18 protein-coding genes are annotated in these 26,488 nt (G+C 40.3%); 10 read left to right on the forward strand and 8 right to left on the reverse strand.

All coding sequences use genetic code 11. The features are described from left to right. Positions 1 to 189 precede the first annotated feature (189 nt). The 3 genes from D5018_RS09995 to D5018_RS10005 all read left to right on the forward strand — a co-directional run bounded on the left by D5018_RS09995 (position 190) and on the right by D5018_RS10005 (position 4,127). Positions 190 to 1,365, forward strand: a complete 1,176-nt coding sequence (locus D5018_RS09995; protein WP_121838862.1) for an ABC transporter permease — start codon at positions 190 to 192, stop codon at positions 1,363 to 1,365. Positions 1,366 to 1,599: 234 nt separating this feature from the next. After that, positions 1,600 to 2,919 (forward strand): sigma-54-dependent transcriptional regulator, encoded by a 1,320-nt coding sequence (locus tag D5018_RS10000; protein ID WP_243637420.1) that lies wholly within the window; start codon positions 1,600 to 1,602, stop codon positions 2,917 to 2,919. Then, on the forward strand, positions 2,916 to 4,127 hold the full coding sequence (locus D5018_RS10005; RefSeq protein ID WP_121838863.1) for a sensor histidine kinase: 1,212 nt from the start codon (positions 2,916 to 2,918) through the stop codon (positions 4,125 to 4,127). Before D5018_RS10000 ends, D5018_RS10005 begins: the two co-directional genes overlap by 4 nt. Here D5018_RS10005 and D5018_RS10010 read toward each other — a convergent pair. After that, entirely contained in the window at positions 4,102 to 4,632 is a 531-nt protein-coding gene (locus D5018_RS10010) for a protein disulfide oxidoreductase (protein ID WP_165905039.1), read from the reverse strand. The two genes, D5018_RS10005 and D5018_RS10010, sit on opposite strands and share 26 nt — an antisense overlap. 192 nt (positions 4,633 to 4,824) lie before the next feature. On the opposite strand from D5018_RS10010, the gene D5018_RS10015 reads away from it, so the two are divergent. The 7 genes from D5018_RS10015 (at position 4,825) to D5018_RS10045 (ending at position 11,322) form a co-directional block, all read left to right on the forward strand. Beyond that, positions 4,825 to 5,007 (forward strand): hypothetical protein, encoded by a 183-nt coding sequence (locus D5018_RS10015; protein WP_121838865.1) that lies wholly within the window; start codon positions 4,825 to 4,827, stop codon positions 5,005 to 5,007. Between the two features lie 117 nt (positions 5,008 to 5,124). Further along, positions 5,125 to 6,162 carry a tRNA preQ1(34) S-adenosylmethionine ribosyltransferase-isomerase QueA gene (queA, locus tag D5018_RS10020; protein WP_121838866.1) on the forward strand — a complete coding sequence of 346 codons (1,038 nt, stop codon included), beginning with the start codon at positions 5,125 to 5,127 and terminating at the stop codon, positions 6,160 to 6,162. Positions 6,163 to 6,565: 403 nt separating this feature from the next. Next, positions 6,566 to 7,690: a tRNA guanosine(34) transglycosylase Tgt gene (tgt, locus tag D5018_RS10025; protein WP_121838867.1), complete on the forward strand. Its 1,125-nt coding sequence runs from the start codon at positions 6,566 to 6,568 to the stop codon at positions 7,688 to 7,690. A 99-nt stretch (positions 7,691 to 7,789) separates the two neighbouring features. Further along, the gene (gene yajC, locus D5018_RS10030; RefSeq protein WP_121838868.1) at positions 7,790 to 8,122 is read left to right on the forward strand and encodes a preprotein translocase subunit YajC; all 333 of its coding nucleotides are present in this window, start codon (positions 7,790 to 7,792) and stop codon (positions 8,120 to 8,122) included. Between the two features lie 15 nt (positions 8,123 to 8,137). Continuing rightward, the gene (gene secD / locus D5018_RS10035) at positions 8,138 to 9,985 is read left to right on the forward strand and encodes a protein translocase subunit SecD (RefSeq protein WP_121838869.1); all 1,848 of its coding nucleotides are present in this window, start codon (positions 8,138 to 8,140) and stop codon (positions 9,983 to 9,985) included. A gap of 13 nt (positions 9,986 to 9,998) precedes the next feature. Further along, complete coding sequence (gene secF, locus D5018_RS10040) at positions 9,999 to 10,946, forward strand: protein translocase subunit SecF (RefSeq protein WP_121838870.1); 948 nt, start codon at positions 9,999 to 10,001, stop codon at positions 10,944 to 10,946. A gap of 73 nt (positions 10,947 to 11,019) precedes the next feature. Continuing rightward, positions 11,020 to 11,322 (forward strand): putative signal transducing protein, encoded by a 303-nt coding sequence (locus D5018_RS10045; protein ID WP_121838871.1) that lies wholly within the window; start codon positions 11,020 to 11,022, stop codon positions 11,320 to 11,322. 34 nt (positions 11,323 to 11,356) lie between these two features. On the opposite strand, the gene D5018_RS10050 is transcribed toward D5018_RS10045, so the two are convergent. The 7 genes from D5018_RS10050 to glnD all read right to left on the reverse strand — a co-directional run bounded on the left by D5018_RS10050 (position 11,357) and on the right by glnD (position 26,348). Beyond that, the gene (locus D5018_RS10050) at positions 11,357 to 14,848 is read right to left on the reverse strand and encodes a hypothetical protein (protein WP_121838872.1); all 3,492 of its coding nucleotides are present in this window, start codon (positions 14,846 to 14,848) and stop codon (positions 11,357 to 11,359) included. Between the two features lie 200 nt (positions 14,849 to 15,048). After that, on the reverse strand, positions 15,049 to 16,800 hold the full coding sequence (locus D5018_RS10055; RefSeq protein ID WP_121838873.1) for a S8 family serine peptidase: 1,752 nt from the start codon (positions 16,798 to 16,800) through the stop codon (positions 15,049 to 15,051). A 185-nt stretch (positions 16,801 to 16,985) separates the two neighbouring features. After that, on the reverse strand, positions 16,986 to 18,293 hold the full coding sequence (locus D5018_RS10060) for an OmpP1/FadL family transporter (RefSeq protein ID WP_121838874.1): 1,308 nt from the start codon (positions 18,291 to 18,293) through the stop codon (positions 16,986 to 16,988). Between the two features lie 538 nt (positions 18,294 to 18,831). Further along, a complete protein-coding gene (gene putP, locus D5018_RS10065) occupies positions 18,832 to 20,283 on the reverse strand; it encodes a sodium/proline symporter PutP (protein WP_121838875.1) in 1,452 nt (483 codons plus the stop codon). Between the two features lie 83 nt (positions 20,284 to 20,366). Continuing rightward, positions 20,367 to 22,808: a hypothetical protein gene (locus D5018_RS10070; RefSeq protein WP_121838876.1), complete on the reverse strand. Its 2,442-nt coding sequence runs from the start codon at positions 22,806 to 22,808 to the stop codon at positions 20,367 to 20,369. Positions 22,809 to 22,933: 125 nt separating this feature from the next. Continuing rightward, complete coding sequence (dapD, locus tag D5018_RS10075; RefSeq protein WP_121838877.1) at positions 22,934 to 23,758, reverse strand: 2,3,4,5-tetrahydropyridine-2,6-dicarboxylate N-succinyltransferase; 825 nt, start codon at positions 23,756 to 23,758, stop codon at positions 22,934 to 22,936. 16 nt (positions 23,759 to 23,774) lie between these two features. Continuing rightward, positions 23,775 to 26,348 carry a [protein-PII] uridylyltransferase gene (gene glnD, locus D5018_RS10080; RefSeq protein ID WP_121838878.1) on the reverse strand — a complete coding sequence of 858 codons (2,574 nt, stop codon included), beginning with the start codon at positions 26,346 to 26,348 and terminating at the stop codon, positions 23,775 to 23,777. Between the last annotated feature and the right edge of the window lie 140 nt (positions 26,349 to 26,488).

Here is a 26,488-nt window from a genome sequence, read left to right on the forward strand (position 1 = left end):
GCAACTGAAGATGTGATCAGAAAGTATGTTCAAGAACAGTTGGCAGAGTTAGACAAAAAAGAGAAAAGTGCAGATCAGCTTGGACTGTTCAAATAAAACTCGGTTGCTTGCGGCCGAGTTCCTTTATAGTCAGGAAATAAAGGCGTCGCTGCTGTAAAATTAACTTGGCTAAATAAAGCAAGTTTTGTTTTGCAGCTAGCTTCTGCAGCAATCGTGTTAATGGCATCGGCTATGTTAGCTAAAGCGGCTTACCAAGATTTGTATCGCGATTTAGGTTTTGAAGCTGGAAATCTTCATATTGTTAGAGCCAGTTTTTATGAAGATAGCCGAGTATTACCGCCAATGGAGCAAGATACAGCACAAAAACGATTTGAGATGGAAAAAGGCTTAGTAGTTCAAAACCGTCAAATTTGGCGAGAATTATCTACTCAAATAAAAGAAAAATATCCAAATATTCAAATATTAAAAACCAACAATACGCCATACAGTTTTCAAAGCTATTCTTATGTAATTTCTATGGATTCAGAATCTAATCAAAGCCACTCATTTAAAAGGCTAGATTTTTCTGATACATACTTTGATGATTTTAAGATCCCATTACTCGCTGGACGAAGTATTACTGAAGATGAATACAATACTCAAGCGAATAGTGCTGTTATCAATGAAACAGCTGCAAGATTATTGGCTAAGGGTAAACCTCTAGATGAGGTATTAGGACGCAGAGTAAATAGTAATATTATTGTTGGTGTCGTGGCGAATACTTATTCTAGAGATGCACCTGATGGTGATTTCGGTGTCTTGTACTCTGTGGATGATATTAACTCTTCTGATATCAGTTTTGTCATGCGAATATCTGATGGAAAAAGTTTTGATGTCGCTGAACTCGAAAAAATCATCAATAACGGTCATCCAGATATTGAAAAAGTTAAGTCTTTTGATGTTCAACAAGAATATTACAAAGCAACGTTAGATAAACGTCTGCAGTATTACTTCATTATTGCTCTATCTTGTTTAACCCTAGCGTTAGCTGCATTTGGCAGTAGTGGTATGGCGTTCAGTTTTGCCGAAATTAAACGTTTTGAATTAGCGATACGAATGGCGACGGGAGCAACCAGAAAGAGTTTGCTTAAAAAGACACTATCAGAGTTCAGTGGCTTACTTGTCGTGACATTCGCATTTTCTATTATTGTTTCTGCGTTGATTTATTTTCTGATCCAACGGCAAGTCAATGTATTGCCTGAATTTTCTTGGGATGCCTTAGTGTTCTTTTCAATGATTTTAGTTAGTATTGTGATGACAGCTGTATGCTGGGTAGTTTGGCGAGTTATTAATGCTGAACCCATGCAGGCACTAAGGGAATTGTAATAAGAGTTAGTATAGTCCTTGATAAATGACAGGATATAGATAAGAGCAATAGTGTGATAAGTCAACCGTCCGTAACAGGATGTCACGGTCGTGAGCACATGGCCGTTCTCGCACATCCATGTGCTTCACGGTATTCAGGCGTCCTGCCTATCAGACGTGCGCTTCTGTTGACGTCCACACTATTGCTCTTTGATTAACCTCTAAAAAATTAGGGCATGGAAATAGAAAAATCGCATGATGCAAAAGAAAATATTAATTGTTGATGATGATGCCGATATTCGCTTTGCATTGTCATTACTACTTTCACAAACTGGTTGCCAAGTTTTTGAGGCTGACTCGCCTAAACAATGCTTGCAGTTACTCGAACGTGTCAGCCCTGATTTAATTTTGCTCGATCTTAATTTCACTCAAGACACTACTTCTGGTAAAGAAGGAATTGCTTTACTCAAGCAATTAGTTCCACTTGGGCGAAAAGTGATATTAATGACGGCTTGGGCAAATACAGAGTTGGTGGTTCAAGGGTTACAATTAGGTGCTGTTAATTTTATCGAGAAACCTTGGAAAAAAGCTGGATTGCTTAACAAGATAAATCAGCATATTTACGTTCAGTCTGATCGTTCGCAATCGTTAGATTGGGTTGCCGAATCTGAGCCAATGCAGCATATCGAACAGCTCATTCAAAACTTAGCAATGACTGACGCCAATATTTTAATTCTGGGTGAGAATGGAACAGGAAAGTCATTACTCGCAAAACGAATACATGAGTTAAGCCAAAGAAATGCTCAAGCTTTTGAAGCCTTAAATATGGCAGCAATACCCGAAACCTTGTTTGAAAGTGAGCTATTTGGACATAAAAAAGGCGCATTCACCGATGCTAAGCAAGATAGAAAAGGGGCGTTTTTACGAGCAGAAAAGGGCACTTTGTTTTTAGATGAAATTGGTACATTGCCATTCCACTTACAGCCGAAATTGCTGCAAGTTTTAGAAAATGGAAGCTTTACTCAATTAGGCGCAGAGCAAAATCTGCAAGCTAACGTTCGCTTGATATCAGCCACTAATCAAGATTTAGCTGATGCCATAGAACAAGGGCAGTTTAGACAAGATCTGTATTATCGAATTAATACCTTCACCATTACCATTCCACCTTTAAGGGACAGAAAAGACGATATCTTACCTTTAGCCAATAGCCTGTTAGCTAAATTTGCGGATAAATATCAAAAAGAAATACCTTTGCTTTCTCCATCAACAAAACAAATACTGCTTCAACATGATTGGCAAGGTAATGTGAGGGAGTTAAGTCATGCGATGGAAAGAGCCTTGTTATTATCTATGGGGGCAGATATTAACCCTGAGCATTTGCAATTAGTTAAAGTTAGCAAACAAAGTACAGAAGAGGTGCCTAATTTATCTCTAGATGAACTAGAAAAACAAAGAATCATTAATGCGCTTGAACAGCATCAAGGGCAAATCTCTGTGGCTGCTAAATCATTGGGAATCTCCAGAAATGCCTTGTATCGCCGTTTAGAAAAGCATGATTTGGCGGGAATAGAATGAGTTATCAGCAGCAGTGGAAGTTAGGGCTAGCTTTGGTCTCTTGTTTGATTACGGCGCTACTTTGTTGGCCGATTTACTTACTTAAACAAGATTTATTGCTAACCTTAACGAGCGCAATGGCGGCGTGTTTTGTGTGTGCTTACTTGAGCTTTCATTTTTATAAAAAAAATGTCGAACCTTTCGAACAGCTCAAGTCATTTATTCAATTACGAAAACAAGAAAAGCAAAATATTACTCTGAATTTTGACAATCCAAATTCTCCCTTCGCTGAGGTGTCTCAGCTGTTACAACAAGACCTCTATTCGGCTCAAACTCCAGAAGGTGATGTTTTACAAAGTATTCTGAGTGAATGGCAATATCCAGTGTTAATGTTCGATAAACAGGAAAAAATAGTATTTTTCAATCAGGCGTTACTACAGTTATTTTCTTCTCCAATACTGATAGGAATGAAAATCAGTGACTTAAGTTTTTATAAACGTCAGGGGCAGTACAATAATGAGCAGCTGGCAGCTCATTGGTCGCTTCAAAATGTAAGGTTTAAGCAACAAGATTTAATTCTATTTCACGATATTGAGCAGTCATTAAAAAATCAAAAGCTTAAAACTCAAACAGACACCATTCGAATCTTATCCCATGAACTCAATAACTCGCTGACTCCAATGGCTTCGATGGCCGATACATTACTAAGTAGTGACTCTTTTTCTGAGTCCCTTGCGAGAGAAGTTCTGCAAAGAGTTAAAAGTAGAAGCGAGAGTTTATTAGAGTTTATCGGTACTTACACTCGGTTAAATAAAACTCAACAGATCAAACCATCGTGGTTTGATGTTCAGAATGTTTGTCAGCAATTATCGATAGAGCAGGGCATTGACTGTCATACGGCTGGAAACGCCAGTATCTTTGCTGATCCAATCTTATTTGAGCAAGTGTTAGAAAATCTGATGAAAAATGCTAAACAGGCTCAAGCTCAAAAGCTCCAAATTAACATTCTGAGTCAAGGTTCTTTGCAGATCATCGAGTTAGCTGATGATGGTATTGGATTTAGCAACATCGATAATCTTTCTGTACCTTTGTATACCACTAAAAAAGATGGTCAAGGATTAGGATTGTTCTTTTGTCGACAAATTATTGAGCTCCATAATGGAAAACTTGATTTTTCGAACTCAGATAACGGAGCAAAAGTCACTATAAGCTTGCCCACCATAATCTGAGTCTAAGTCCCCACTCTGAAGTCGGTCCTGTGGTTTTTGCTGCTATGTTGCCATCTGTATCAATGATAAATATAGCGGGAACACCTGAAGCTCCCCAGCGGTTAGTAATGTGGCTGGTGGAGTCATTGATTACTGGAAACGCTAGCCCTTTATCTTGCATATGTTGATTAATTTCCAAGTTAGTACCAGAAGCGATTGCCACTGAAATAACAGGGTGATCTTTGGCAACATTTTCTACCATTGGTGAAGTAAAAGAGCAGTAACCACACCAAGTTCCCCAAAAATAAACCAGTGTCGGTTCTTTGGGCTTATCGGCTAATGAAATGGTTTTTCCTTGAGTGGTGATACCTGAGAGTATAGGCGCTTCACCTGGAGCCATATCTGAATGTAAGTAGTAACTGACTCCCAAGACTATTGCTGAAAGTATGACAACATCTCGAACAGCTTTTTTCCAAGAGAATGAACTGGAGCTAGCGGAAATAAATGGAATGCGTTTAAGATTCATAAAAAATGTACCATGGCTTTTTTTCATAAGACCAACTTCATTTAATTCCTATTTCAAAATTAATCTGTAGATACAGATTGAAACAAATTGTTGCAATATTGTAATGCAAAGGTATTATAGCGCTCATGAAAATATGCTGATTTAGGCTGTATCAGTAACCTTATAATAATAAAGTAAAAATGGAATTCTAACATGTTCGATTGGTTTAAACGCCTTTTTAAAAAGAAAGAAAAGCAGCCTGAGCGTATAAAAATGTACGTTGAAATCCCTATTGAAGAGATCAAACTTGCTCCTTTTGATTATTCTCAATTAAACGTGAACCCTAATTTTCGCGATCATATCCAAAAGCCCTACGATCAATGTAAAAAGAAATAGATGATCACTATCTTTTCTTTGTAAATTTAAAAAGCCTTTCTGTAGATGTTTCAGTTCTAACCTCGGTTAGCGTATAATACGCGCCCTTATTTGGCTTGGCTTTTTAGAGGCTGTTTGATGCGTGTAGCTGATTTTTCTTTTGATCTTCCTGATGAGCTTATAGCTCGTTACCCAACCAAAGAGCGTACGGCTTCAAGGTTACTTACTTTAGATGGCAATTCAGGTGAAGTACATGATAAGTGCTTTACCGATCTGATTGACTTTATCGAAGCTGGTGACTTGATGGTATTTAACAATACTCGAGTTATCCCTGCACGTTTGTTTGGTCAAAAGGCTACAGGTGGCAAGCTAGAAATCTTGGTTGAGCGTATGTTGGATGACAAACGCATTCTAGCCCACGTTCGCAGTTCTAAATCGCCAAAAGTGGATGCCATTATTCATTTGGATAACGATTATCAAATGAAAATGTTGGCAAGACAGGAAGCTTTATTCGAACTAGAGCTTTTATCTGATCGAACAGTATTAGAAGTGTTGGAAGAAATCGGCCACATGCCACTTCCTCCCTACATTGATAGACCCGATGAAGATTCAGATAAAGAGCGCTATCAAACCGTTTATAACGAAAATCCGGGGGCGGTTGCAGCGCCTACAGCAGGTTTGCATTTTGATGATGAAACGCTAGCAAAGCTAAAAGCCAAAGGTGTCAATACTGCATTTGTCACTTTGCATGTGGGCGCAGGCACCTTCCAGCCTGTGCGAGTTGATGACATTGAAGATCATGTTATGCACTCAGAGTGGGCGAATGTACCCTCTGATGTGGTTGAACAAATTAAGCAAACCAAAGCTGCGGGTAAGCGAGTGATTGCGGTTGGTACGACTTCAGTACGTTCACTAGAAAGTGCTGCTAAAGCCAATGAAGGCGAGATAGCACCGTTTAGTGCTGACACCGACATTTTCATCTATCCGGGATATGAGTTCTTTGTGGTTGATGCTATGGTCACCAACTTTCACTTACCTGAGTCAACGCTAATCATGTTGATCAGCGCGTTTGCAGGTAAGCAACCAGTGATGAGCGCATACCAACATGCTATCGAAGAAAAATACCGATTCTTTAGCTATGGTGATGCGATGTTTATTACGAGAAAAGGAAAGTAGTTAGTTATTTAGCTTTTTCCAGTTATAGAAAGTTTACATACAGTGAAGCAAAAAACTGTTGAATCGAAGATGGAACCGTACCCCCTTCAAAGCTGTTGAAGGTCGTTTGAATATAAAATGACGTGAGCCTGACAAGGATGTCAGGCTAGATTTCGGGGGCATGGATGCCCATCGAAATCGTTAGACATTTATTCAATAAGACCTGAAACGCTTAGCCTTGTTGGGGCGGCTCAGGGGATTCAAAAGGGGAGGCAGCTGGAGGCATCCCCTTTTGGCGGTGTGGTATGCCATACCACGACTTTTTAAACTTCGAAGAAGTTTTGCTTTAAAAAATCATACGATAACTGCATAAGGCAGTTATCCAAACAAAACCGCCAGACTGTTTTTCTGGCATGAGGTAATAATGAAATTTGAATTAGATAAAACAGTTGGTCGCGCACGTCGCGGTCGTTTGAAATTTGAACGCGGAACCGTTGAAACACCAGCATTCATGCCAGTAGGTACTTACGGTACGGTTAAAGGTATGACTCCAGAAGAAGTACGTGCGACAGGTGCCGATATTCTGTTGGGTAACACTTTCCACTTATGGCTTCGTCCGGGTGAAGAAATCATGCGTAAGCATGGTGACTTACATGATTTTATGAACTGGCAGCGTCCAATTCTTACCGATTCAGGCGGTTTCCAAGTATTCAGCTTGGGTGATATTCGTAAAATCACTGAAGAGGGCGTGCATTTCCGCTCTCCAATCGATGGCAGCAAGATCTTTATGGATGCTGAAAAATCGATGCAAATCCAGTATTCATTGGGCTCAGATGTCGTAATGATTTTCGATGAATGTACACCATATCCAGCCACTCACGATGAAGCGCGTAAGTCGATGCAGATGTCTCTGCGTTGGGCACAGCGTTCACGTGATGAGTTTGATCGTCTAGAAAACCCAAATAACCTATTTGGTATTATCCAAGGCAGTGTTTACGAAGACTTGCGTGATGAGTCATTAAAAGGCTTGGTTGATATTGGCTTTGATGGTTACGCCATTGGTGGTCTTGCCGTTGGTGAGCCTAAGCCAGATATGCACCGCATTCTTGAGCACGTTTGCCCACAAATCCCTGAAGACAAGCCACGTTACTTAATGGGCGTTGGTAAGCCAGAAGATTTGGTTGAAGGCGTTCGTCGTGGTGTTGATATGTTCGACTGCGTAATGCCAACCCGTAATGCTCGTAACGGTCATTTGTTCACCAGTACAGGTGTCATTAAGATCCGTAACGCAAAACATCGTGAAGATACGTCGCCATTAGATGAAAAATGTGACTGTTACACTTGTAAAAATTATTCTCGTGCATATCTATATCATTTAGATAAGTGTGGAGAAATCTTAGGTGCTCGTTTAAACACCATTCACAACCTACGTTACTATCAAATGTTAATGGAAGGTTTGCGTGATGCTATTGATGCGGGTACATTAGATGACTTCGTTCACGAGTTCTATACCGCTCAAGGCAAAGAAGTGCCTGAGCTGAAAGACTGAGATTAAATAGAGCTAAGCGCCATGTTTATTGCGATAGATATGGCGAGATTTAGCAAGCTATTGTTTTAGCAAATTATTAAATAACTAAAAGAGAGAACTATGTTTATTTCAAATGCATATGCAGCTGGTGCTCCAGGCGCTCAACAAGGTGGAACCATGGAACTGGTATTCATGCTGGTTGTTTTTGGTTTGATCTTCTACTTCATGATCTTCCGTCCACAAAGCAAGCGTGTAAAAGAGCACAAAAGCCTAATGTCTTCACTATCTAAAGGTGATGAAGTCCTTACTAATGGTGGTGTGCTAGGTAAGATTGCAAAAATCAGTGATGAAAACGACTATGTTCTACTTGATTTGAACCAGTCTACACAAATCACTATTAAAAAGGACTACATTACAGCAGTATTGCCAAAAGGCTCGATTGAATCGCTGTAAGCCTGGAGGCTTAACGTGTTAAACAAGTATCCAATTTGGAAGAACCTGATGGTGGTGATTGTACTCATCATCGGGGGCTTCTATGCTTTACCTAACATCTTTGGTGAAGACCCTGCTGTTCAAGTGGCGGGTAGTCGCTTTGCTGAGGTGAATGTATCAACTCAAACTCAGTTAAACGACTTACTTGCCTCCAATGGCATTGATGTCAAAAAGTCTGAGCTTGCCAATGATCAATTACTGTTCCGTTTGGCTCATGCCGACGATCAGCTCAAAGCCAAAGAGTTAATTTCTAGCCAGCTTGGCGACAAATATACCGTAGCGTTAAACCTTGCTCCTGCAACCCCTGATTGGTTAGCCGATTTAGGCGGTGCACCGATGAAGCTGGGTTTGGATTTACGTGGTGGTGTTCACTTCTTAATGGAAGTGGATATGAGCGAAGCGATCCGCAAGATGGAAGAAGCCAAGGTGGCCGACTTCCGTAGCCAACTTCGTAAAGAGCGTATTCGTTACTCTGGTATCAAAATCAAGTCTCGTGGCATTGAAATCAAATTCCGCAATGAAGAAGCCCTTTCTAAAGCTGAATTCCTATTAAAACGCACTAATAACGAAATGGTATTTACTGATGTATCAACTGATTCTCAGCAAATGCTTTTAGCGGTAATGAGCGAGGAGTACATCAAGCAAGTTAAGAATGATGCGGTTTCTCAAAACATGACCACCATTCGTAACCGTGTTAACCAACTAGGTGTTGCTGAGCCAGTGGTACAACGTCAAGGTGCAGATCGCATCATCGTTGAGTTACCGGGTGTTCAAGATACCGCTCGTGCTAAGGAAATCCTTGGTGCTACGGCGTCTATCGAGCTTCATATGGTTGACCAAAACGCTGACGTTGGTCGTGCGGTTCGCGGTCATGTTCCAGCTGGTTCTGTGCTTTACTACCGCCGTAGTGGTGAGCCAGTTGTGCTTAAGAAAAAGGTTATCCTAACCGGTAACTATATTACTGACGCACAACCAAGCTTTGATGAATATTCTCGTCCACAAGTGAGTATCGGCTTAGATGCAAAAGGCGGTAATATATTCTCAAATGCCACCAAAGATAATGTCGGTAAGCCAATGGCGACCCTATTTATCGAATACAAGGATAAAGGTAAGCGTAATCCTGATGGTAGCGTGAAGTTGGATAAAACCGCAGAAGTGATTTCTGTGGCGACAATTCAGCAGCGCCTTGGCCGTAACTTTGTGATCAACGGCTTAACTCAGGTTGAGTCACAAGAGCTTGCTTTACTTCTTCGTGCTGGTGCTTTGATTGCCCCAGTTTCGATTGTTGAAGAACGTACCATTGGCCCTAGTCTTGGTGCTGAGAATATTCAAAACGGTTTAAGTGCGATGATTTACGGTATGGCTATCGTATTGGTGTTCATGCTGATTTATTACCGTGCTTTCGGCTTTATCGCTAACCTAGCCTTGAGCTTCAACCTCATCATGGTTGTGGCGGTTATGTCGATGCTAAGTGCGGTACTGACGCTACCGGGTATTGCCGGTATGGTGCTGACTGTTGGTATGGCGGTAGACGGCAACGTGCTGATTTATGAACGTATTCGCGAAGAGTTACGAGCGGGTCGTAGTGTTCAGCAGGCGATTCATGAAGGTTATGGTAACGCATTCTCAACCATTGCCGATGCGAACATTACCACCTTTATTACGGCGCTTATCCTATTTGCTATCGGTACTGGTGCGGTTAAAGGCTTTGCGGTAACGCTGATGATAGGTATTGCAACTTCTATGTTTACCTCGATTGTTGGTACTCGTGCGATTGTGAACGCTCTTTGGGGCGGCAAGCGCATCAAGAAGTTGTCTATCTAGGGAGAGATTGATTATGTTTCAGATTTTATCATTTAAAGGCACAGTCAATTTCTTACGTCACGCTGTACCTATCAGTATTCTTTCTATGGTACTGGTGCTGGGTTCACTTGCCTCTTTAGCGACTAAAGGTATTAACTGGGGATTAGACTTCACTGGAGGTACGGTTGTTGAACTTGAGTTCGAACATGCACCAAACCTTGAAAGCTTACGTGCTGATTTAGATCACGACAGTTTATCTGGTGCGGTTATTCAGAACTTTGGTTCGACTCGTGACGTACTTATTCGTCTTCAAGTAAAAGAAGGCGTTAAAAGTGACGATCAAGTAAATCTAGTGATGGATGCTGCGCGTCAAGTTGACAAAGACGTAGTGCAAAAGCGTGTTGAGTTTGTTGGTCCTCAAGTCGGTAAAGAACTGGCAGAGCAGGGCGGATTAGCGGTTCTAGTGGCGTTAATTTGTATCCTTGTGTATGTGTCGTTCCGATTTGAGTGGCGCTTAGCAATGGGCTCTGTAGCCGCATTGGCGCACGATGTTATCGTAACGCTGGGTGTGTTCTCTATATTACAACTTGAGTTTGACCTAACAGTGCTTGCTGGTCTGCTGACGGTTGTCGGTTACTCACTTAACGATACCATCGTTGTGTATGATCGTATTCGTGAGAACTTCCTTAAAATGCGTAAGGGTTCACCAAGCGATATCGTGAATGCGTCGATTACTCAAACCATGAGCCGTACCATTATCACCACGTTGACGACCTTGATCACGGTTGTTGCCTTGTTCCTTAAAGGCGGTAGCATGATCCACGGTTTCGCAACAGCCTTGCTAATGGGTATCATGGTGGGTACTTACTCGTCGATTTATGTGGCAAGTTACTTGGCTATCCGTTTGGGTATTAGCCGTGACCACATGATGCCAGTTGAGATTGAAAAAGAAGGTGCAGATCAGCCTTCGATGATGCCTTAATTGCTTTTATCAATAGTGAAAACTTGATACTGTAAAGCCACCTTGAGGTGGCTTTTTTATTGGGTGATTGAATATGTCGAATATGCACTTATTATGTAAAGACAACAGCTTGGCCATACATGCCTTAAAAGGATTATTGCAAACTCAAGGGATTGATGCTGAAGTAAGAGGTGAAGCATTACTTGGAGCGATGGGGGAACTCGCTGCTGATGTTGCCTTGGTTGAGCTATGGGTGGAAGCAGAAAACCTTGCTAAAGGAAAAGAAGTTTTAGAATCAACTCAGCAACAAGGCTCACCTTGGGTGTGCCGCGATTGTGGTGAGCCTAATGAAGCAACATTTGAAATATGTTGGCAGTGTGGTAATGAGCCGTTTTAACTCCAGCTTAGTGCATCATTTTATGTTGATTTAACTATACAACATAAGCTGGAGCCAAAATTGGGTCGTATTCTTGCCCAAGCTGTTTGTAAAAATCACTAGGGGTAAACTCGAGGTCGTGTCCTACGGCTTTATCCACTTTTTGGTTTAGTACATTACGTAGTCGCACAAGTTGTTCAGTATTGCTTTGATTTTGTTTTACGGCTTCACTTTCGGCTTGAAGCTTAAGTAGCTCTATTTGTTCTATTTGATATTCTTTTTCTTTTTCTAATTGAGTTTTCTTCTGGGCTAGTGAATCTGTTTCTATTGTGCTTAATCTTGCATCTTGCTCAACCGCTTCTCGATGCCTTTTCATTAACTTTGTTATATTCAATACCGTTCCCAGTATTTGCAGGTGCAATTGCTTTAGATTATGCCAAGGCTGAGGAAGCACGAGCTTTTCTTCTCCAAGTTTCATACATCTATGAAGTATTTCTATATGTGAAAGGAGTTGAGCCATAAATTTAAATTGTTTAAAGCGTTCAGTCAGGTCAAGGTATGTCGTAGGTAACGTTGCATCATTGGTATTTGTAATTTGAGAGATAAGACTTTCCGCTGTAATCCATGAGATCTGTTGTAGTTCTTGCGTTGTACTATTGAATAATTGTTTAAATTCTTCAATGACTTTTGGAACTTGATTGCTTTTTGATTCTGCAATAACTAATTGTTGATATAAAGCTTTAATAGCATTCAAGGTAGCTTCAGATGAATCTTGTGCTTCAGCTTTATCAAGCTGTATTTTTACACGTGATAATTTTACGAGAAGTGCTTTCTCGGTTGTTGACATCCACTGTACTGTTAGTTGTTTTAAGTCTACCCCTTGTTCTTTTAGAGTGGCAATCCGTAATGCTCTAGTTTGCCTTAGCTGCTCAATGTGTTCTTCAGCCATTTGTTTTAATTGATAGAAGTTTTCTTGCTTTAATTCATCAATATTTAAATTTGCTAATGGGGCAAATATTTCTTGATGGCGTTGATTTGCTTTGGCGACTATTGCATCGCAAATTGGCTCTACAGTTAGTTGAGAATCTTTTATTTCTGTGAGTTGGTCTTGATACTTTGGCCAGTATTCAGAAAGTTGTTTTGAGGTTAACTCAGAGGCCTTGATCTGATCATGATTGGCAAGCTTCCATGCATTTTGTTTTAATTTCAGTTCTGCTTCTTGGTGAGATAAAGTGTGTTCAATATGTTTTATTTCTGATTGTATTTTTGCTAGCTGCTGCTGAGCGCTATATATCTTTTCAACGGTTTGACTAAGTCTTGCATGCTGTGCTAATTCAGGATGATTTGTCGTTAACCATGAGTGCTCAGCTGAATCGGGCAAAACAGGTATTATGCATAAAGGCGTACATAAGCCCAAAGTATGTGCAATGACTTCGATAACGATGAAAAGTTGTTTACATTCAGGACTATGTTCAGTTTCGGGCAATATATGACACTTAGGGGTCAGTACAACCGTAATATCTTCAGGTTTTCTTGATAATTGTTGTTTTCCTGTTTGTATACTATTTATACTTTCTAATCTTTGTTCCATTGAACTAGCTGAGCTGCATAAAACTTTAATAGCAGCTTGAGCTCCCACATCATATAAATTTCTTAGGACGCCATCTTTGTTCTCGAACATTGCTTCAACTTCTGCATCAGATTGAAAAATACATTCTGCGGGAAGCTCGATTTGCTTTTCCAAAGTACGAAGCCGATGGATTGAATGGTGTTGACACTGAGTGAATTCACCTATGGCTTGTAAGGCATGGTTTGTTAGTTTTTGTGGATTATAAACAACAAGCTTAGCCAAACTTTGAAGGTAAGCTTTTTGTTCAGCTGCGGCTCCTTCTTCTTTAATCCTCCTAATACATTGCTCTTTAATTTTTTCTTTTTCCAACAGACTCAGAGGGTGACCTGCTTTGGGCGAAGATTGATGAAAAGCAATTGCAGCATCTTGCAATTTATTGATGCAGTCATCGATAAACTGTGCACGCTTTGTTATTTGCAGAGCCTTTTCTTTTTCAGCTTTTTCTTGCGCTTGTATTCGTTGTAGGTGATCTTCTTCTGTTCCTTTACAACAGACTAATTCAATCGGGTCAGTACCCTCAATACAGCATTCATATACCGTATGTGGAATGTTGTTTTTTGTAATGACTCTACTGCTAAAAGCTGGCTCTACATCTCTAGACTTTAAATAACTATTTAAGCCGTCTTTAGCGATTACTAACATTGAGATGTCTTCATCTGGTGAAGTAAGCGTTTCTAGGTATCCCATAACGCTACTGATACCTCTAATCGCTATTCGCTTGTTTTTTAATGCTAAGTCTACCTTTTCAATAGCTGGGTTTTCTCGTATTAGTTGTGGTGAGTTAGCTTTACTGATTGATGAATCAAACATCTGTGGGACATGTTTCTCTGCTAATACAGCGGTTTCATGATCTGAAGTGAGCTGATATTCACCAATGCAAAGCGTCATTGGTTGATCTTGAATAGTTTTTCCCTCTGGAGTTGTTAGTAAAGGGTGAGGGAGTACCCTAAAGTTTGCACCTTCTATTCCAGAAAGCGCTCTTACCAGTTTTGGTTTTAACCATAGTTTTTGTTGTAAGTCACTAGTAAAAGTAAAGCTCCTGATCATAGTCACGACATCAGAATGTTTGTTGGGATAGATGATTCTTGCTTGCTTCAAGTTAGTAATAAATTCGGACACTTTTTGCTCTTTTTTCCATACTGCTTCCGGAGCATCCATAAAAGGCAGTATCTCAAAATAAGATTTATTTTCTCTTTTTTTATCTGGTGTTCGGTCAACACCCTTAAGTTGCCACTGAGCTTTGCCGGAGGGTTTTGAACTTGAAAGTAAGATTATTTCAAATTGGAAATGTTCTATGACTTCATTGAGATTGCGCAGTACTCGTATAACTTCATGAGGGGTTGTAGCTTTGTATAGATCCGTTAACAGTGCTGTTAATTTCGTTTGGTCTGTTATTTTTAAGCCTTTAGGGATGGAATCATAAGATTTAGATACGCATAATTCTGCTTCCATCTCTGCAAATACTTCTTGAACTTGATCTTGAAAATTATGATCAAATTGGGCGTTAACAGTAAAGAATTTCTCTCCTGTAAATTGTGGGTTGGGTTTTACATGAAATACACAGCTAATCATATGGTCAGTATGGGAAGATAATGAATCTGAAACGGATGTTGAGTCATTCGGGTCATTAGCTGGCTCAAATGATAAGTATTGTGCATTGTTGTCAGCCAGTTGCTGCAACCTAAGAAAATACCAAATTGCTCGTTTGGGGTCGGACTCTTGAATTAATTCAATAAATACTAGGCGCGCTTCAGGATGGCATATTGGATTAAAAAATTTGAATAATAAACGATTAAAGAAAGTTTTGGCTCTTTTGGCAGGGTCTTTAAGGCTTTCATGTGCTGAATAGGCTTGTACACGGTCATTACGAAAAACACGTTGTGGTAAAGAACTTGAGCTGACTTTAGCTGTTGCCATAATGATTTACTGCCTTCAAAAAAGCGACGAACTGTTGGCGCCAATGATTTTTGGAATTTTATATTGATTTAGCGATAAGAGCTTCCTTCGGCAATGACTGCTCGTTAAAACCTACTGTTATTTCGCAATCATTACCGACATTATCTCGTAGCAAGGCAGTTGTAAATAAATCTAAATATATGTTAATTGCTAGAGAGTCTTTAGTTCACCCCGCAAGACTGCCCGAGAAGTTTATCGAGGTTTTGCCCATTTATAAGGCCAAATCCAAATACATGATTGCGTCCATTTGCCCCTAAATGAGTGGCCGAAGCGTCAATCGCTTTCCTCACTTCAGCTGCTGTACATTCAGGGTGCTTACTCCAAACTAATGCACTGACAGCAGCTACATAAGGTGTCGCCATAGAGGTGCCATTTTCATATTGGAAGTCTTGTTGAGGTTTGATATTCACGGTAACCCATTGACCGAGATTAGCCAAAAGCTCGTCACCTGTATCTTTGGAAACTGACACGGTTGGGATGTTAACGGTTTCCTTGCTATCTATAAGAAATGGATTTTGTAGCCCAGGATATGCATCACTGCTATAAATAATTGCAGCTTTCGCCCCAGCGTTTTGGCAAGCCATTATAGGGTTAATTTCCGGGTATCGTTCTTCCATGCTCTCTGGATTAGGAGCTCGTTGCTGATCTTTAAGGCGTTGAATCAAGCACACGTCATCAGTCATATTACGACAGTTATATTTTCCGTCAGTGATCTGACATGATAAAAGTTTACCCGCATAAAAATCGTTAATGTTCTTTTCATTATAAGAACCTTTATCATTTGGTACATAACGCTCTGTTGGTACAACTCCTTTTGGAAAGTATGATTGCTGATTGACTAATAGCTCAGCGATTCGACCTTCTTTTGGGATTACAGATGAAAGAACGGCTTCACCTGGCGCTGATATTTCAATCTGAGCATTGCTTTGAGAAAACGCGGAGTGTGCCATTTTGCTATCTACGGAAGCAACTGACATGACCTCGGGATAAGAAGCTGGATAAGAATTGTCTGTGCCACCATTATTTCCAGCTGCAGCGACGAGCAATATGCCCGCTTTTTGAGCTTCTTTATATGTTTGTTCCTCTAGTTTACTCGATTTAAAGCCCCCTAGGCTCATTGAAATTACATTGGCGTGGTTGTCCTTACAAACATTTACTGCTTTGATGACATCAGAAGTCATAATACTGCCATTAGCTCCTACCACTTTAACAGCGAAGATATTAACTTTGCCATTAGGCATTATCCCTCGCATCCCAATATCACTTTCGGGGTCATTGGGCTGCATTGCTGCAATAATGCCCGCCACATGAGTGCCATGTGAAATGCTTGGGTTATCCCAGCTTCCCGTGCCAGTGATATCTTTACCAGTCACATTATTGCTTATCAAAGATGGATGATTGATAGCATAGCCACTATCGATAATACACACTGTGCGATTGCCTGTGTCGGAATCCAATATGTCATTTGAATGAAGTAACACAGGTTCCCAATTGACATCGGTAGGCCTGCTTTTACTTCTGTCCGTAGGCTGTCCAAGGTGTTGAGAATATAGGTACTTTGGGTAATCAGGTTCGATGTATTCAACGTTGGGATTATTTTTTAGCTCTTTGAGTTGGCGTTCAGATAGTTTGCTAGTATAAGCGTTTCCTTCACCGAGTGGGCTTGCTGAGGTGATATTTAGCTGATGGATAATATTTGCAGCTAACTGTTCACTTGATAAGCCCACAGACTTAGATGAATTGAGATTTTGCGACTGAGCTTTGTCTTTAAATTTAATAATGTATTGTGAAGTTGTAATTTGGTTTGTGTTCGCTTTATTACTTGCCATTAGGGGGCCTGCAATGGCAGGCGCTTGGCTTAATAAGGGTATCAAGATGAGTAAAGGCATCTTGTATCTGCTTAAACGTGTCATGGTAAAACCTCATTTATTGGCGATTTAGCGTTGCTTCTACTGATTGTTATTATTTGAGCTGATAATAGGTATACCAAATTAATTAAGGCAAAGAGAAGTTAAGCTTTCTTAACTTTGTTGATTTTTCGGCAAAAAAAACCGCAGACTGGCTGCGGTTCGTTATGATTTCGATTGGTCAAGCGGTATTAGAACTCTCTGCTGTACTGTACTGAGAAGTAATTTGCACTGCCTTTGGTAAATGCAATTGCATTAGCGTTTGCGGGCTTACTATATTCATCAACTTTAGTGTACTTACCTCGAACGTTAGCATAGCCAAAATCGATAGTTGAACTTTCATTTAATTTATAGCTCACGCCTGCGGTGTACCAATTACGATCTGAGTCTGGTAGAGAAATAGAAGTAATCTTATCGATAACTGAGTTATCAAACATGTAACCAGCTCTGACTTTCCAAGTATCGTTGATGGTGTAAGTACCGCCTACTGAGTAAAGCCAAGAATCTTTCCATTCATAAACTTTTAAAGGGCGATCCGGCACTGGGTTTTTACCCAATTTACCACCTTTAAGAGTAATTTGATCGAAACGACTCCATTGAGTCAATTTAGCGGTATAGTGCACTGCGAATTTGTCGTTAACCTGATGAAAACCTGCAACTTGGAAAATGTTCGGAAGAGGTAAAATGAGCTCATCGAACGAAGCTGGTGTGAGACCCCCAGCAAATAAATCTAAGTCACCTTTTGCTTTAAACTCAGGGCTTACACGATAACTGATACCCCAGCGATTATTTTCATTAAGTTGGAATAAAGCACCAACAATACCGCCTATGCCCCAGCCAGTAGCATCGACATTTACTAAATCAACATTTTGGCAATCCCCGTTAGGTGTGTTTTTTATGCACACTGGGAATTGTCTAGGATCTGTTGTCTTACGGCTTAATTTACCACCACCTCGAATAATATCTAAACCAAAACCAAGGGAAACATGCTCATTAATTTTGTATGAAATACTACCGTTCAAATTAATGGTAGTAACCTCTGTATTACCTAACAAATCAGTAGGCATTACTCTGTCTGGGTTTTGTTCTAAGATAACCTTGTTATCTGTACCTGTACCAAAGTTACTGAACAAACCTACACCGAAAGCAATTTTATCGCTGTATGGATGGATATAAAATAGATTTGGAATAGCCTTGCTTTCAGCGGCACTGTCATTGTGGCCAAAACTTACAGGAGCAGTCTTCCATGCTACATCCCTTACTTCAACATCTGTTGCTGCGTATGTAATACCGCCTGAAAAAGCACGCTTTTTAAACATAGACATGGCAGCAGGGTTTCTTGCTAGCACGGCAGCATTATCTGCAATGGCGGCATCACCGGACCAAGCACGGCCAATACCATTAGCAGATTGGGCATTAACTTGAAAGCCTGCGGCAAAAGTTTGTGTAGAAAGTAATGTGGTTGCTATTGCGAAACTTAATTTTTTTAAGTTGGTCATATTATTATCCAATGCACTGATGTCGTAGGATTCAGGCTGTGGCCTGAAATACATGTGAGGAACAGACAACTTCTCACCCACGGTATAGTGATTTTTGTAATTAGTATTTATGAAAATACCAATCGTACCAATTAAACCTGCTATAAATGAATCCTTAGCTTAGCCATTACTTAGCTGCTGTTCCTTGCCATAGCTATGACTCGTTACAGCGCCTTGTTTTGTCTTCGCTAATGCTCCCTAATGCACATATTTAATTAGTTTGATTAGTATTAGGTTGTAATATTATGATGGAACTGGTTTTATTGTAGCAAGTCTGACCAGTAATGGCCGGTGTTTTCTTGCTCGAAATTCCCCCTCGCAGCCCCACAAATGTTTATGTGCTTTTTTAACACATAAACTCATCCTAGTGATTTATAAAGATAATTTCAACATTGGAAACGAACTGAGCTAAAAAGCTGATGCGAATTAATTATGATTAATCTTTGCTCGATGACGCTCAAAGTGCCTTTAAGCGCCATATTCAGAAAACTGAACTAAGTTATAGCTTAGATTCAAACTCGCTAAATTCAGCATGTACTTGTTCGTTTGCTGGTGCTGCGTAGCTGGCAATCACACCAGCAATAGTTGCAAAGGCGAACCCTGGTAAAATTTCATATAAATCGAAAATACCGCCAGTAAGCTGTTTCCAGATGATGACAGTAAGGGCACCCGTAATGATAGTGCTGATAGCACCAAGTTTGCTGTACTTCGACCAGAACAGAGATAACACTATAACAGGCCCAAAGGCGGCACCAAACCCAGCCCAAGCGTAGCTGACCAATGAGAGGACGCTGCTTTTTGGATCTAATGCGATAAATCCAGCAATTAATGAAATTGCAATAACGCTGAAGCGACTGATAAACATCAATTCTTTACTGCTGGCTTTCTTTTTTATCCAACGTTTATAAAAATCTTCAGTGATCACACTTGAGCAAACCAACAACTGAGAGTCAATGGTACTCATAATGGCAGATAAAATGGCTGCAACCAGCAGACCGCCAATCCAAGGAGAAAAAGCAACTTGGGTTAAATGAATAAATACGGTTTCTGGGTTTTCTAATGGTTCACTTGAGAAGTAAATAGCGCCTGCGAGACCTGTACCTAAAGCACCAATTAAAGATAAAACCATCCAGCTCATACTGATGCGGCGGGAAGTTTTAAGATCATTATGATCTCCAATTGCCATAAATCGTGACAAAATATGAGGTTGCCCAAAATAACCAAGTCCCCAAGCTAACAGAGAAAGTAAGCCAATGACGGTGGTTTTATCATTGAACATACTTAGCATACTCGGATCGAGTGCTTCGAGTTGGTGTTGATGTTCTGGTGCCATAAAGACGATAGTTGGAACCAGTAATAAGGCGACTAACATTAAGCAGCCTTGGACAAAGTCAGTCCAGCACACGGCAAAAAAACCACCTAAAAAGGTGTATGAAACAATAATCACACTACCTACTAGCAGGGCTATTGTGTAATCAAGACCAAAGACCTTTTGGAATAAAATGGCTCCGCCCACCATGCCTGATGAGGTATAAAAAGTGAAGAAAATTAAAATTGTGGCCGCAGATATCAGCTTCAATATGCCTTGTTTATCATGAAAGCGCTTTTCAAAGAAGTCTGGCAAGGTTAAAGCGTTATCAGCTTGCTCAGTATAAATTCGAAGACGTTTGGCAACAAAAAGCCAGTTAAGCCAAGCACCAAAAATAAGGCCGATACCAATCCAGGCGGAACTCAATCCTGTTAAATATACGGCACCGGGAAGCCCTAGCAATAACCAGCCTGACATGTCAGAAGCTCCAACACTCAATGCGGTAACGGCAGGTCCCATTTTTCGGCCACCTAAAATATAATCATCAAGGCTATCTGTTGATTTGTAGGCCCAAAATCCAATGGCTAGCATGGCAATAAGATAGCCACTAAATGTGATAATTATGGGTAGGCTAATTTCCATAGTGTTCTGTTTCCATTATTGTTATTTGTATTGTTTTGAATACTAACAGAAAGTCTATAAAAAAATCAGCTTATCTTTTTTTGTCACAAATATTGGTGGCCATAGGACTCTAGTGCGTCTTTTAACGACATCTTTGCACCGTTACCTCCAGCTTTAACATCGTATGAAATAAGCTCTGCTCCCCAAATCGGCACTAGTGTTGAGTCATTCCAGCAATTAGCAGGCAATACGTGCTTTTTGCTTTGAAAGTCATTGCTCTTTAAGTATTCCAACATACCACTGACATTGCTGTATTTTGTGACATTTGAGACCATTTCTTTTGCCAGTTCTTCAGCGGTTAGTGGCTCAGGAGTAGGCAAGGGAAGTTCTAGTGCAACACCTTTTGTCACGTCCGTATCCGTTTTAAGGTAAGAACAGTGGAACGTTGGTTGTCGTGGACTTTTCGTTTCACTAGCAGTCGAAATACTGTAGTTAGGTATTTTTAACCATATTCTTCTAGCGCGTTTATGGGCTTCAATAAGTCCTTTTGTTGTATGAACAACGTTAGGTAATCTTGGTTTTTCAGGGTAGCCAAGAAAACTTTTAATGTTCTCTATGCTGGTTGAACCGATTTCTTTTATTTCTTTGTTTAATTCTGCATTCCCAACTCTTAAGTGCAAATAGTAGGAGCCATTTTCGTATATAGATTCGAAGCTAACATTAAAGAGGGGAACGACTTCAGGAATAAGAAAGTTTCTTAAAAGATAAAAAGCATCGAGTTTTGTTTGTGGGTTTATAGGAAATTCATATAGTTCATCATTCCCTAATGCATTAAGCAGAGTTATATATGCATCATGGAAGCCTTCAGTTCCAGGACGACGCCAACTGTCTATTTTGGTTCTGAAGTTTTCAAATGAAATTGTGGCTGTAAATTCAAGTTCTAAATAAGAAGTGACTTGGTTTATCGTTTTAGCCTGTTTTGATGTTTTTGGGTATGAATCTGAAGCAAGCAAGATTTGCTCATTAAAGCAGACCTGCAACTGTATTGAGTTGTTAGAATGCATTTTTTGGCTAACAGTCAGTAGTGGTTTAGCTTCTGATTTGATGCTTTTTCTCAATTCCCTTAAATGGGGCAATAAAGCGTTTGTTAATTCTGTTTCGCTCATTTCCATCGGTATTTGAGACTGAATGTTAAATATAGTCTTAAATGTTTGATAAGCGGCGTCACTACAGCCTTCGTCACAAGACTTTTTCAGCTCCATCCATAGGTTATATCCAGCTTGTTTCTTATCCAGTTCGGCCTTTATTTGGGTTAATTGCTGTTGGTGCTTTTCTTGTACGTGACTTCTAGGAATTAATTCCTCAACATTATTAAGTAAAGTAGTGATGCTTTCTGGGGCGTCATCATTAAATTCAATGTCCGTCAAAGTTAGAAGTATGTGTTCGATTTCTGTATTTACTTGGCTTTGTACTGTCTCTTGATTAATGGTATTTACGAGAGGGTAGATGTCTTCAATATTTGCTTTAGTCGTTCCAACAACTACCGAATCATCTACCAAGATTGCGATGGGTTTGGAGCAAAATAGATGAGTACCGTTGAAGCTTAAAGTGAGAAATTTGATATTTGCGCTTTCAATCTCAACTATTTCGGCAGTAAGTTTGGTATCGTGTTGTTCTATGCACAACTTCTGTATGTCTTGAAATGTTTGCAGATGCTCTACAAGGCTCTGCTCACGTTCAAGTTTTGCCAGTAAATATTGAACTTCAGGTCTGTCATCTGGTTTACACCTGCAAAGTAGGTATTCTATCTGCTCAATGCGGTTTAGCCGTTGAAGGTCATCATGTTCATCCCCTTTGAATTTAGGGGAGTAAGCCATAATACAAACGTTGGGAAGTAAAGGGGAACCATCTGCGCTTTTAAGTGGTTGATAACGTTGGACTTCGAAATACCAATCGCCTTCTTTTTCATGCTTAACAATTTTGAACTGTGACTGTAATTCTTCAGGGAGCAACTCGATTAACCGCTTTGCAGCTAAGACGTACGAGTGCGCTGGGTTTCTCTGTGGTTGGGTTACTTCCTTAAATAACTCTTCGATTTCGGCCTGAGGCTGCCCTGCACAGTTATCGACAAACCACTGCCGGCTATTCAACCTACAGAACTCATGGAAACAAGCTAAATCACCAGTACTTTTAGCAGGAATTTCATTTTGAATGAATATAGCTTCATCATCATAGGTAATGGAAAAACTCCATATATTCTGTTCCGCAAAATAGTTTGTGGACAAATTGAGTTTGGAGGCATCCTCTTTAGGCATTAATCGTTTCAATTGTAGATATGCCGACATGCGTTCTAGAGGTGGGAGATCTTGAGCAAACAGCTTGCTAACTTGCTGAGTAAATTTGGCTTTGTCATTAGTTAATAACTTCGCTTCAAGTTCGCAGAACGATGCAGGGTAGGGCTTGACCTGTTCTTGGAACTGTAATTGATTTTGGCCTGTAGCAAGTATAATTTCAGTTCGTTGGGGAGGAATTGAACCTAATGACATTGATAACCTCAAAAATAACAGCCACTAAAACAAGATATTAGGCCTCTTTGAGGAAACAAGCATGTTAAATATGTTTAATTCGAGTGTAAGGAGAGGTTGGTGCTTATACACCAACCTAGGAGAGATTATTCAGCGCTTCTTAATAATTCGTTTATTCCGACCTTGCTACGAGTTTTAGCATCGACCTTTTTAACGATAATTGCAGCGTATAAGTTGTAGTTTCCACACTTGGACGGCAGTGTACCTGAAACAACTACTGAGCCAGCTGGTACTCGACCATAGTGAATTTCACCAGTTTCACGGTCATAGATGCGGGTGCTTTGTCCAAGGTAAACCCCCATTGAAATTACAGAGCCCTCTTCAACTACAACACCTTCTACAACTTCTGATCTGGCGCCGATAAAGCAGTTGTCTTCAATAATGGTTGGGCCTGCTTGTAATGGTTCTAATACTCCTCCGATACCCACACCACCAGATAAATGAACGTTTTTACCAATTTGTGCACATGAGCCAACAGTTGCCCAAGTGTCAACCATAGTGCCTTCATCAACATAAGCCCCTAAGTTGACGTAAGACGGCATCAATACCGTGTTTTTACCGATAAATGACCCTTTACGAACTGTGGCAGGTGGCACGACTCGCATTCCTTCAGCTTTAAAACGAGCTTCGTCATAATCCGCAAACTTTAGAGGTACTTTGTCGTAATACTTAGTTTCGCAACCATCTACAACTTCGTTATCAAAAATGCGGAAAGATAACAGCACGGCTTTTTTTAGCCATTGATTAACGACCCACTCACCATTGATTTTTTCGGCAACGCGGGCTTCACCGCTATCCAGCATTGCAATTGCGTTTTCAATATCCAGCTTTAACTCTGCGCTTACTGTGCTCGGGGTTATTGTGTCGCGTTCTTCAAACGCGGCTTCAATTCGTTGGCGTAAAGCCTCCATTGAATACTCCTATCATTTATGATTTTGAATTTAATCGAGAAACTAACGTTTCTTTTAAAAGTTGTTTTTGGTCATCGTCAAGCGCTTTGCCATCATGGGTTTGAATGCGGAAAAAGTCTTCAGCTCGTTCGCCTATGGTGGTAATTTTGGCTCCAACTAAGGTTATGTTGCATTGATAAAATATCTCGCCCACTTTTGCAAGTAATCCCGGCGCATCTAACGCGACTAATTCCATCATTGTGGTGGCGTTTCGCTTACTGGGTAAAAATGAGACCTGAGTATCAACTTGAAACGGGCGCATTTTTCGAGAGAGCTTTTTAAAGTTCGGTAATTTATCGTCACTCGCTTTAATTGATTTTACCAATGCCTTTTGAATTGATTGAATACGTGATGCGCCTGACACCGTTTTTCCGTTTTGTTCAAGAATAATAAAGGTATCCATAGCGTAGTTAGACTTAGTCGTCAGAATACTTGCATCGTGTACCGTGAGGTTTTTGTTATCCAGCACTGCCATTACTGTGGCAAATAATTTAGGGCGATTCAGGCAGTGTACAAATACTTCCGTGCCACCACGAGTTGCTTTTTTAGAGACCAATACTAGTGGATCTTCGCTGTCATGCTGAATAATAGACTGGGTGTGCCATACAACTTGCTCAGGGGTGTGTCTTAAAAAGTAATCCGCTGGCATAGATTGCCAAAACTCATCAGCTTGAGCTGAATCAAAGTTATTTTCAATCAAACTTTTTTTAGCTTTCGCTTGGTGCTCTCTTACTCTGGCTCTTATGTCGGTAGTTTGTTCTTGGCCACGAGATAACATTCGCTGAGTAGCAAAATAAAGCTCTTTTAGTAAAGAGTCTTTCCAACCATTCCACAAGTTATCGTTGGTCGCTCTGATGTCTGCAACAGTAAGGCAGTAGAGATAATTAAGGCGATTATTATCTCGTACTTTTTCGGCAAAATCTAAGATGACATCGGGATCCGAAATATCTCGGCGTTGAGCGATCATAGACATTAATAAATGATTTTCGACTAACCAGCTGACTAGGCGACCGTCATGATCATTCATGTTGTGATGCTTACAAAACGCTAATGCATCTACTGCGCCTAGCTTACTGTGATCACCACCACGACCCTTTCCAATGTCATGAAAAATAGCAGCTAATACTAATAAACCTCGTTTGGGTAAATGACGTGATATCTTTGAAGCTAAAGAAAGTTCTTCTTCATGCTCTGCCAAGAAAAAGCGATTGATGTTTTTTAATAATCGATGCGTATGTTCATCAACGGTATAAGCATGAAATAGGTCAAACTGCATTTGACCTTCTATTTGTTGCCATTCAGGCAAGTAGCTACTCAACACCCCGTGCTTATGCATAAATGAGAGGGCTGCGATACCTCGCTCGTGCTTCAGAATGGCTACAAATAATTGCCGACATTCAACAAAATCGACTAGAGGTCGATTGAGAGCGTTGAGTCCTTCACGCATTCTTCTTGAGGTGGTGGCATAAATGCCTTTAATACTTGGGTAATTAAGCGCAGTTACCAGCATTAGCATGATGTTTTGTGGCACATGCAAGTCAACATGAGGTAGGGCATCAATATAGCTACCACGACGCTGATAGTCATCATTGATGCGCTTAATTGGTAATTTCGATGCATGCCCTAATGTTGCTTGATAAAACAACTGCAGTAGTAATTCATTAAGTTCCATTACTCTGCGTACGGAGCAATAGAAGCGTTTCATCATTTGTTCAACGGCGAGCTGATTTTCGTTGTTTTTAAAACCCATCATTTCAGCGACGTCTTTTTGGTAATCGAACAAAAGCCGGTTCTCATCTCGTCCTGTAAGCATGTGAAGAGCAAAGCGCAATTGCCAGAGGTAGTCGCGACATTCAAGGAGTTCGCTGAGTTCATCAGGCTCTAAAAAGCCACGAGCAACAAGCTCTTCAGTACTGCTGGCTTTAAAATGACGCATAGCAACCCAAGTGATATTCTGAATATCTCTGAGTCCACCGGGGCAACTTTTTAAGTTAGGCTCCAAGTCAAAAGCATTGTTTTTATCGTGTCTGTCTTTTTGTTCTTGATACTTAGCTTGGTAGAATTGATGTTCGGGCCAAAAGTCATCTTGATGTATGGCTTGCTGAAGCTGATAAAAGAGTACAGCTTCACCACATATCAATCGTGCTTCTAATAGTGACGTTGCAATAGTGACATCACCTCGTCCCAGTTCTGTACTTTCTTCAACGGTTCGAACACTGTGTCCAATTTCAAGGCCAATATCCCACATTAGCGTTAACACATCACTGATTGCGTTAAATTGCGCTTTGTTTGGAGCTTCAGCTACCAGAAATAATAAGTCAATATCCGATTGAGGGTGCAAAGTGGCGCGACCATAACCACCAACAGCAACTAAGGCAATATTTTCTTTTTGTAATTTTTTATCGTTCCAAACTTGCTTTAAAACACGGTCAATTTGCTGACAGCGTTGTTGAACTAGGTCTTCAATTGGCAGTTGTTGTTCGAATTGAGAAAGTAAACTTTGATTATGATCTATGAGTGATTGCTTTAGTTCTACTATGGTTTTGTTCATGGGAGTACAGAGTGTTCAGGCTTATCTTACGTTAACATAGAGTTAAACTTAGAAAAAGTAGTGAGGGCGTGTTGATCTTGCGTGCTTATTTTTGCAGCGATAAATTGGTTATCTTTACAATCTGAGTTTAGAGGCCATAT

Origin of the sequence: Parashewanella curva (genome assembly GCF_003675895.1) — a bacterium.
In the GTDB taxonomy this organism is placed as follows: Bacteria; Pseudomonadota; Gammaproteobacteria; order Enterobacterales; family Shewanellaceae; genus Parashewanella; species Parashewanella curva.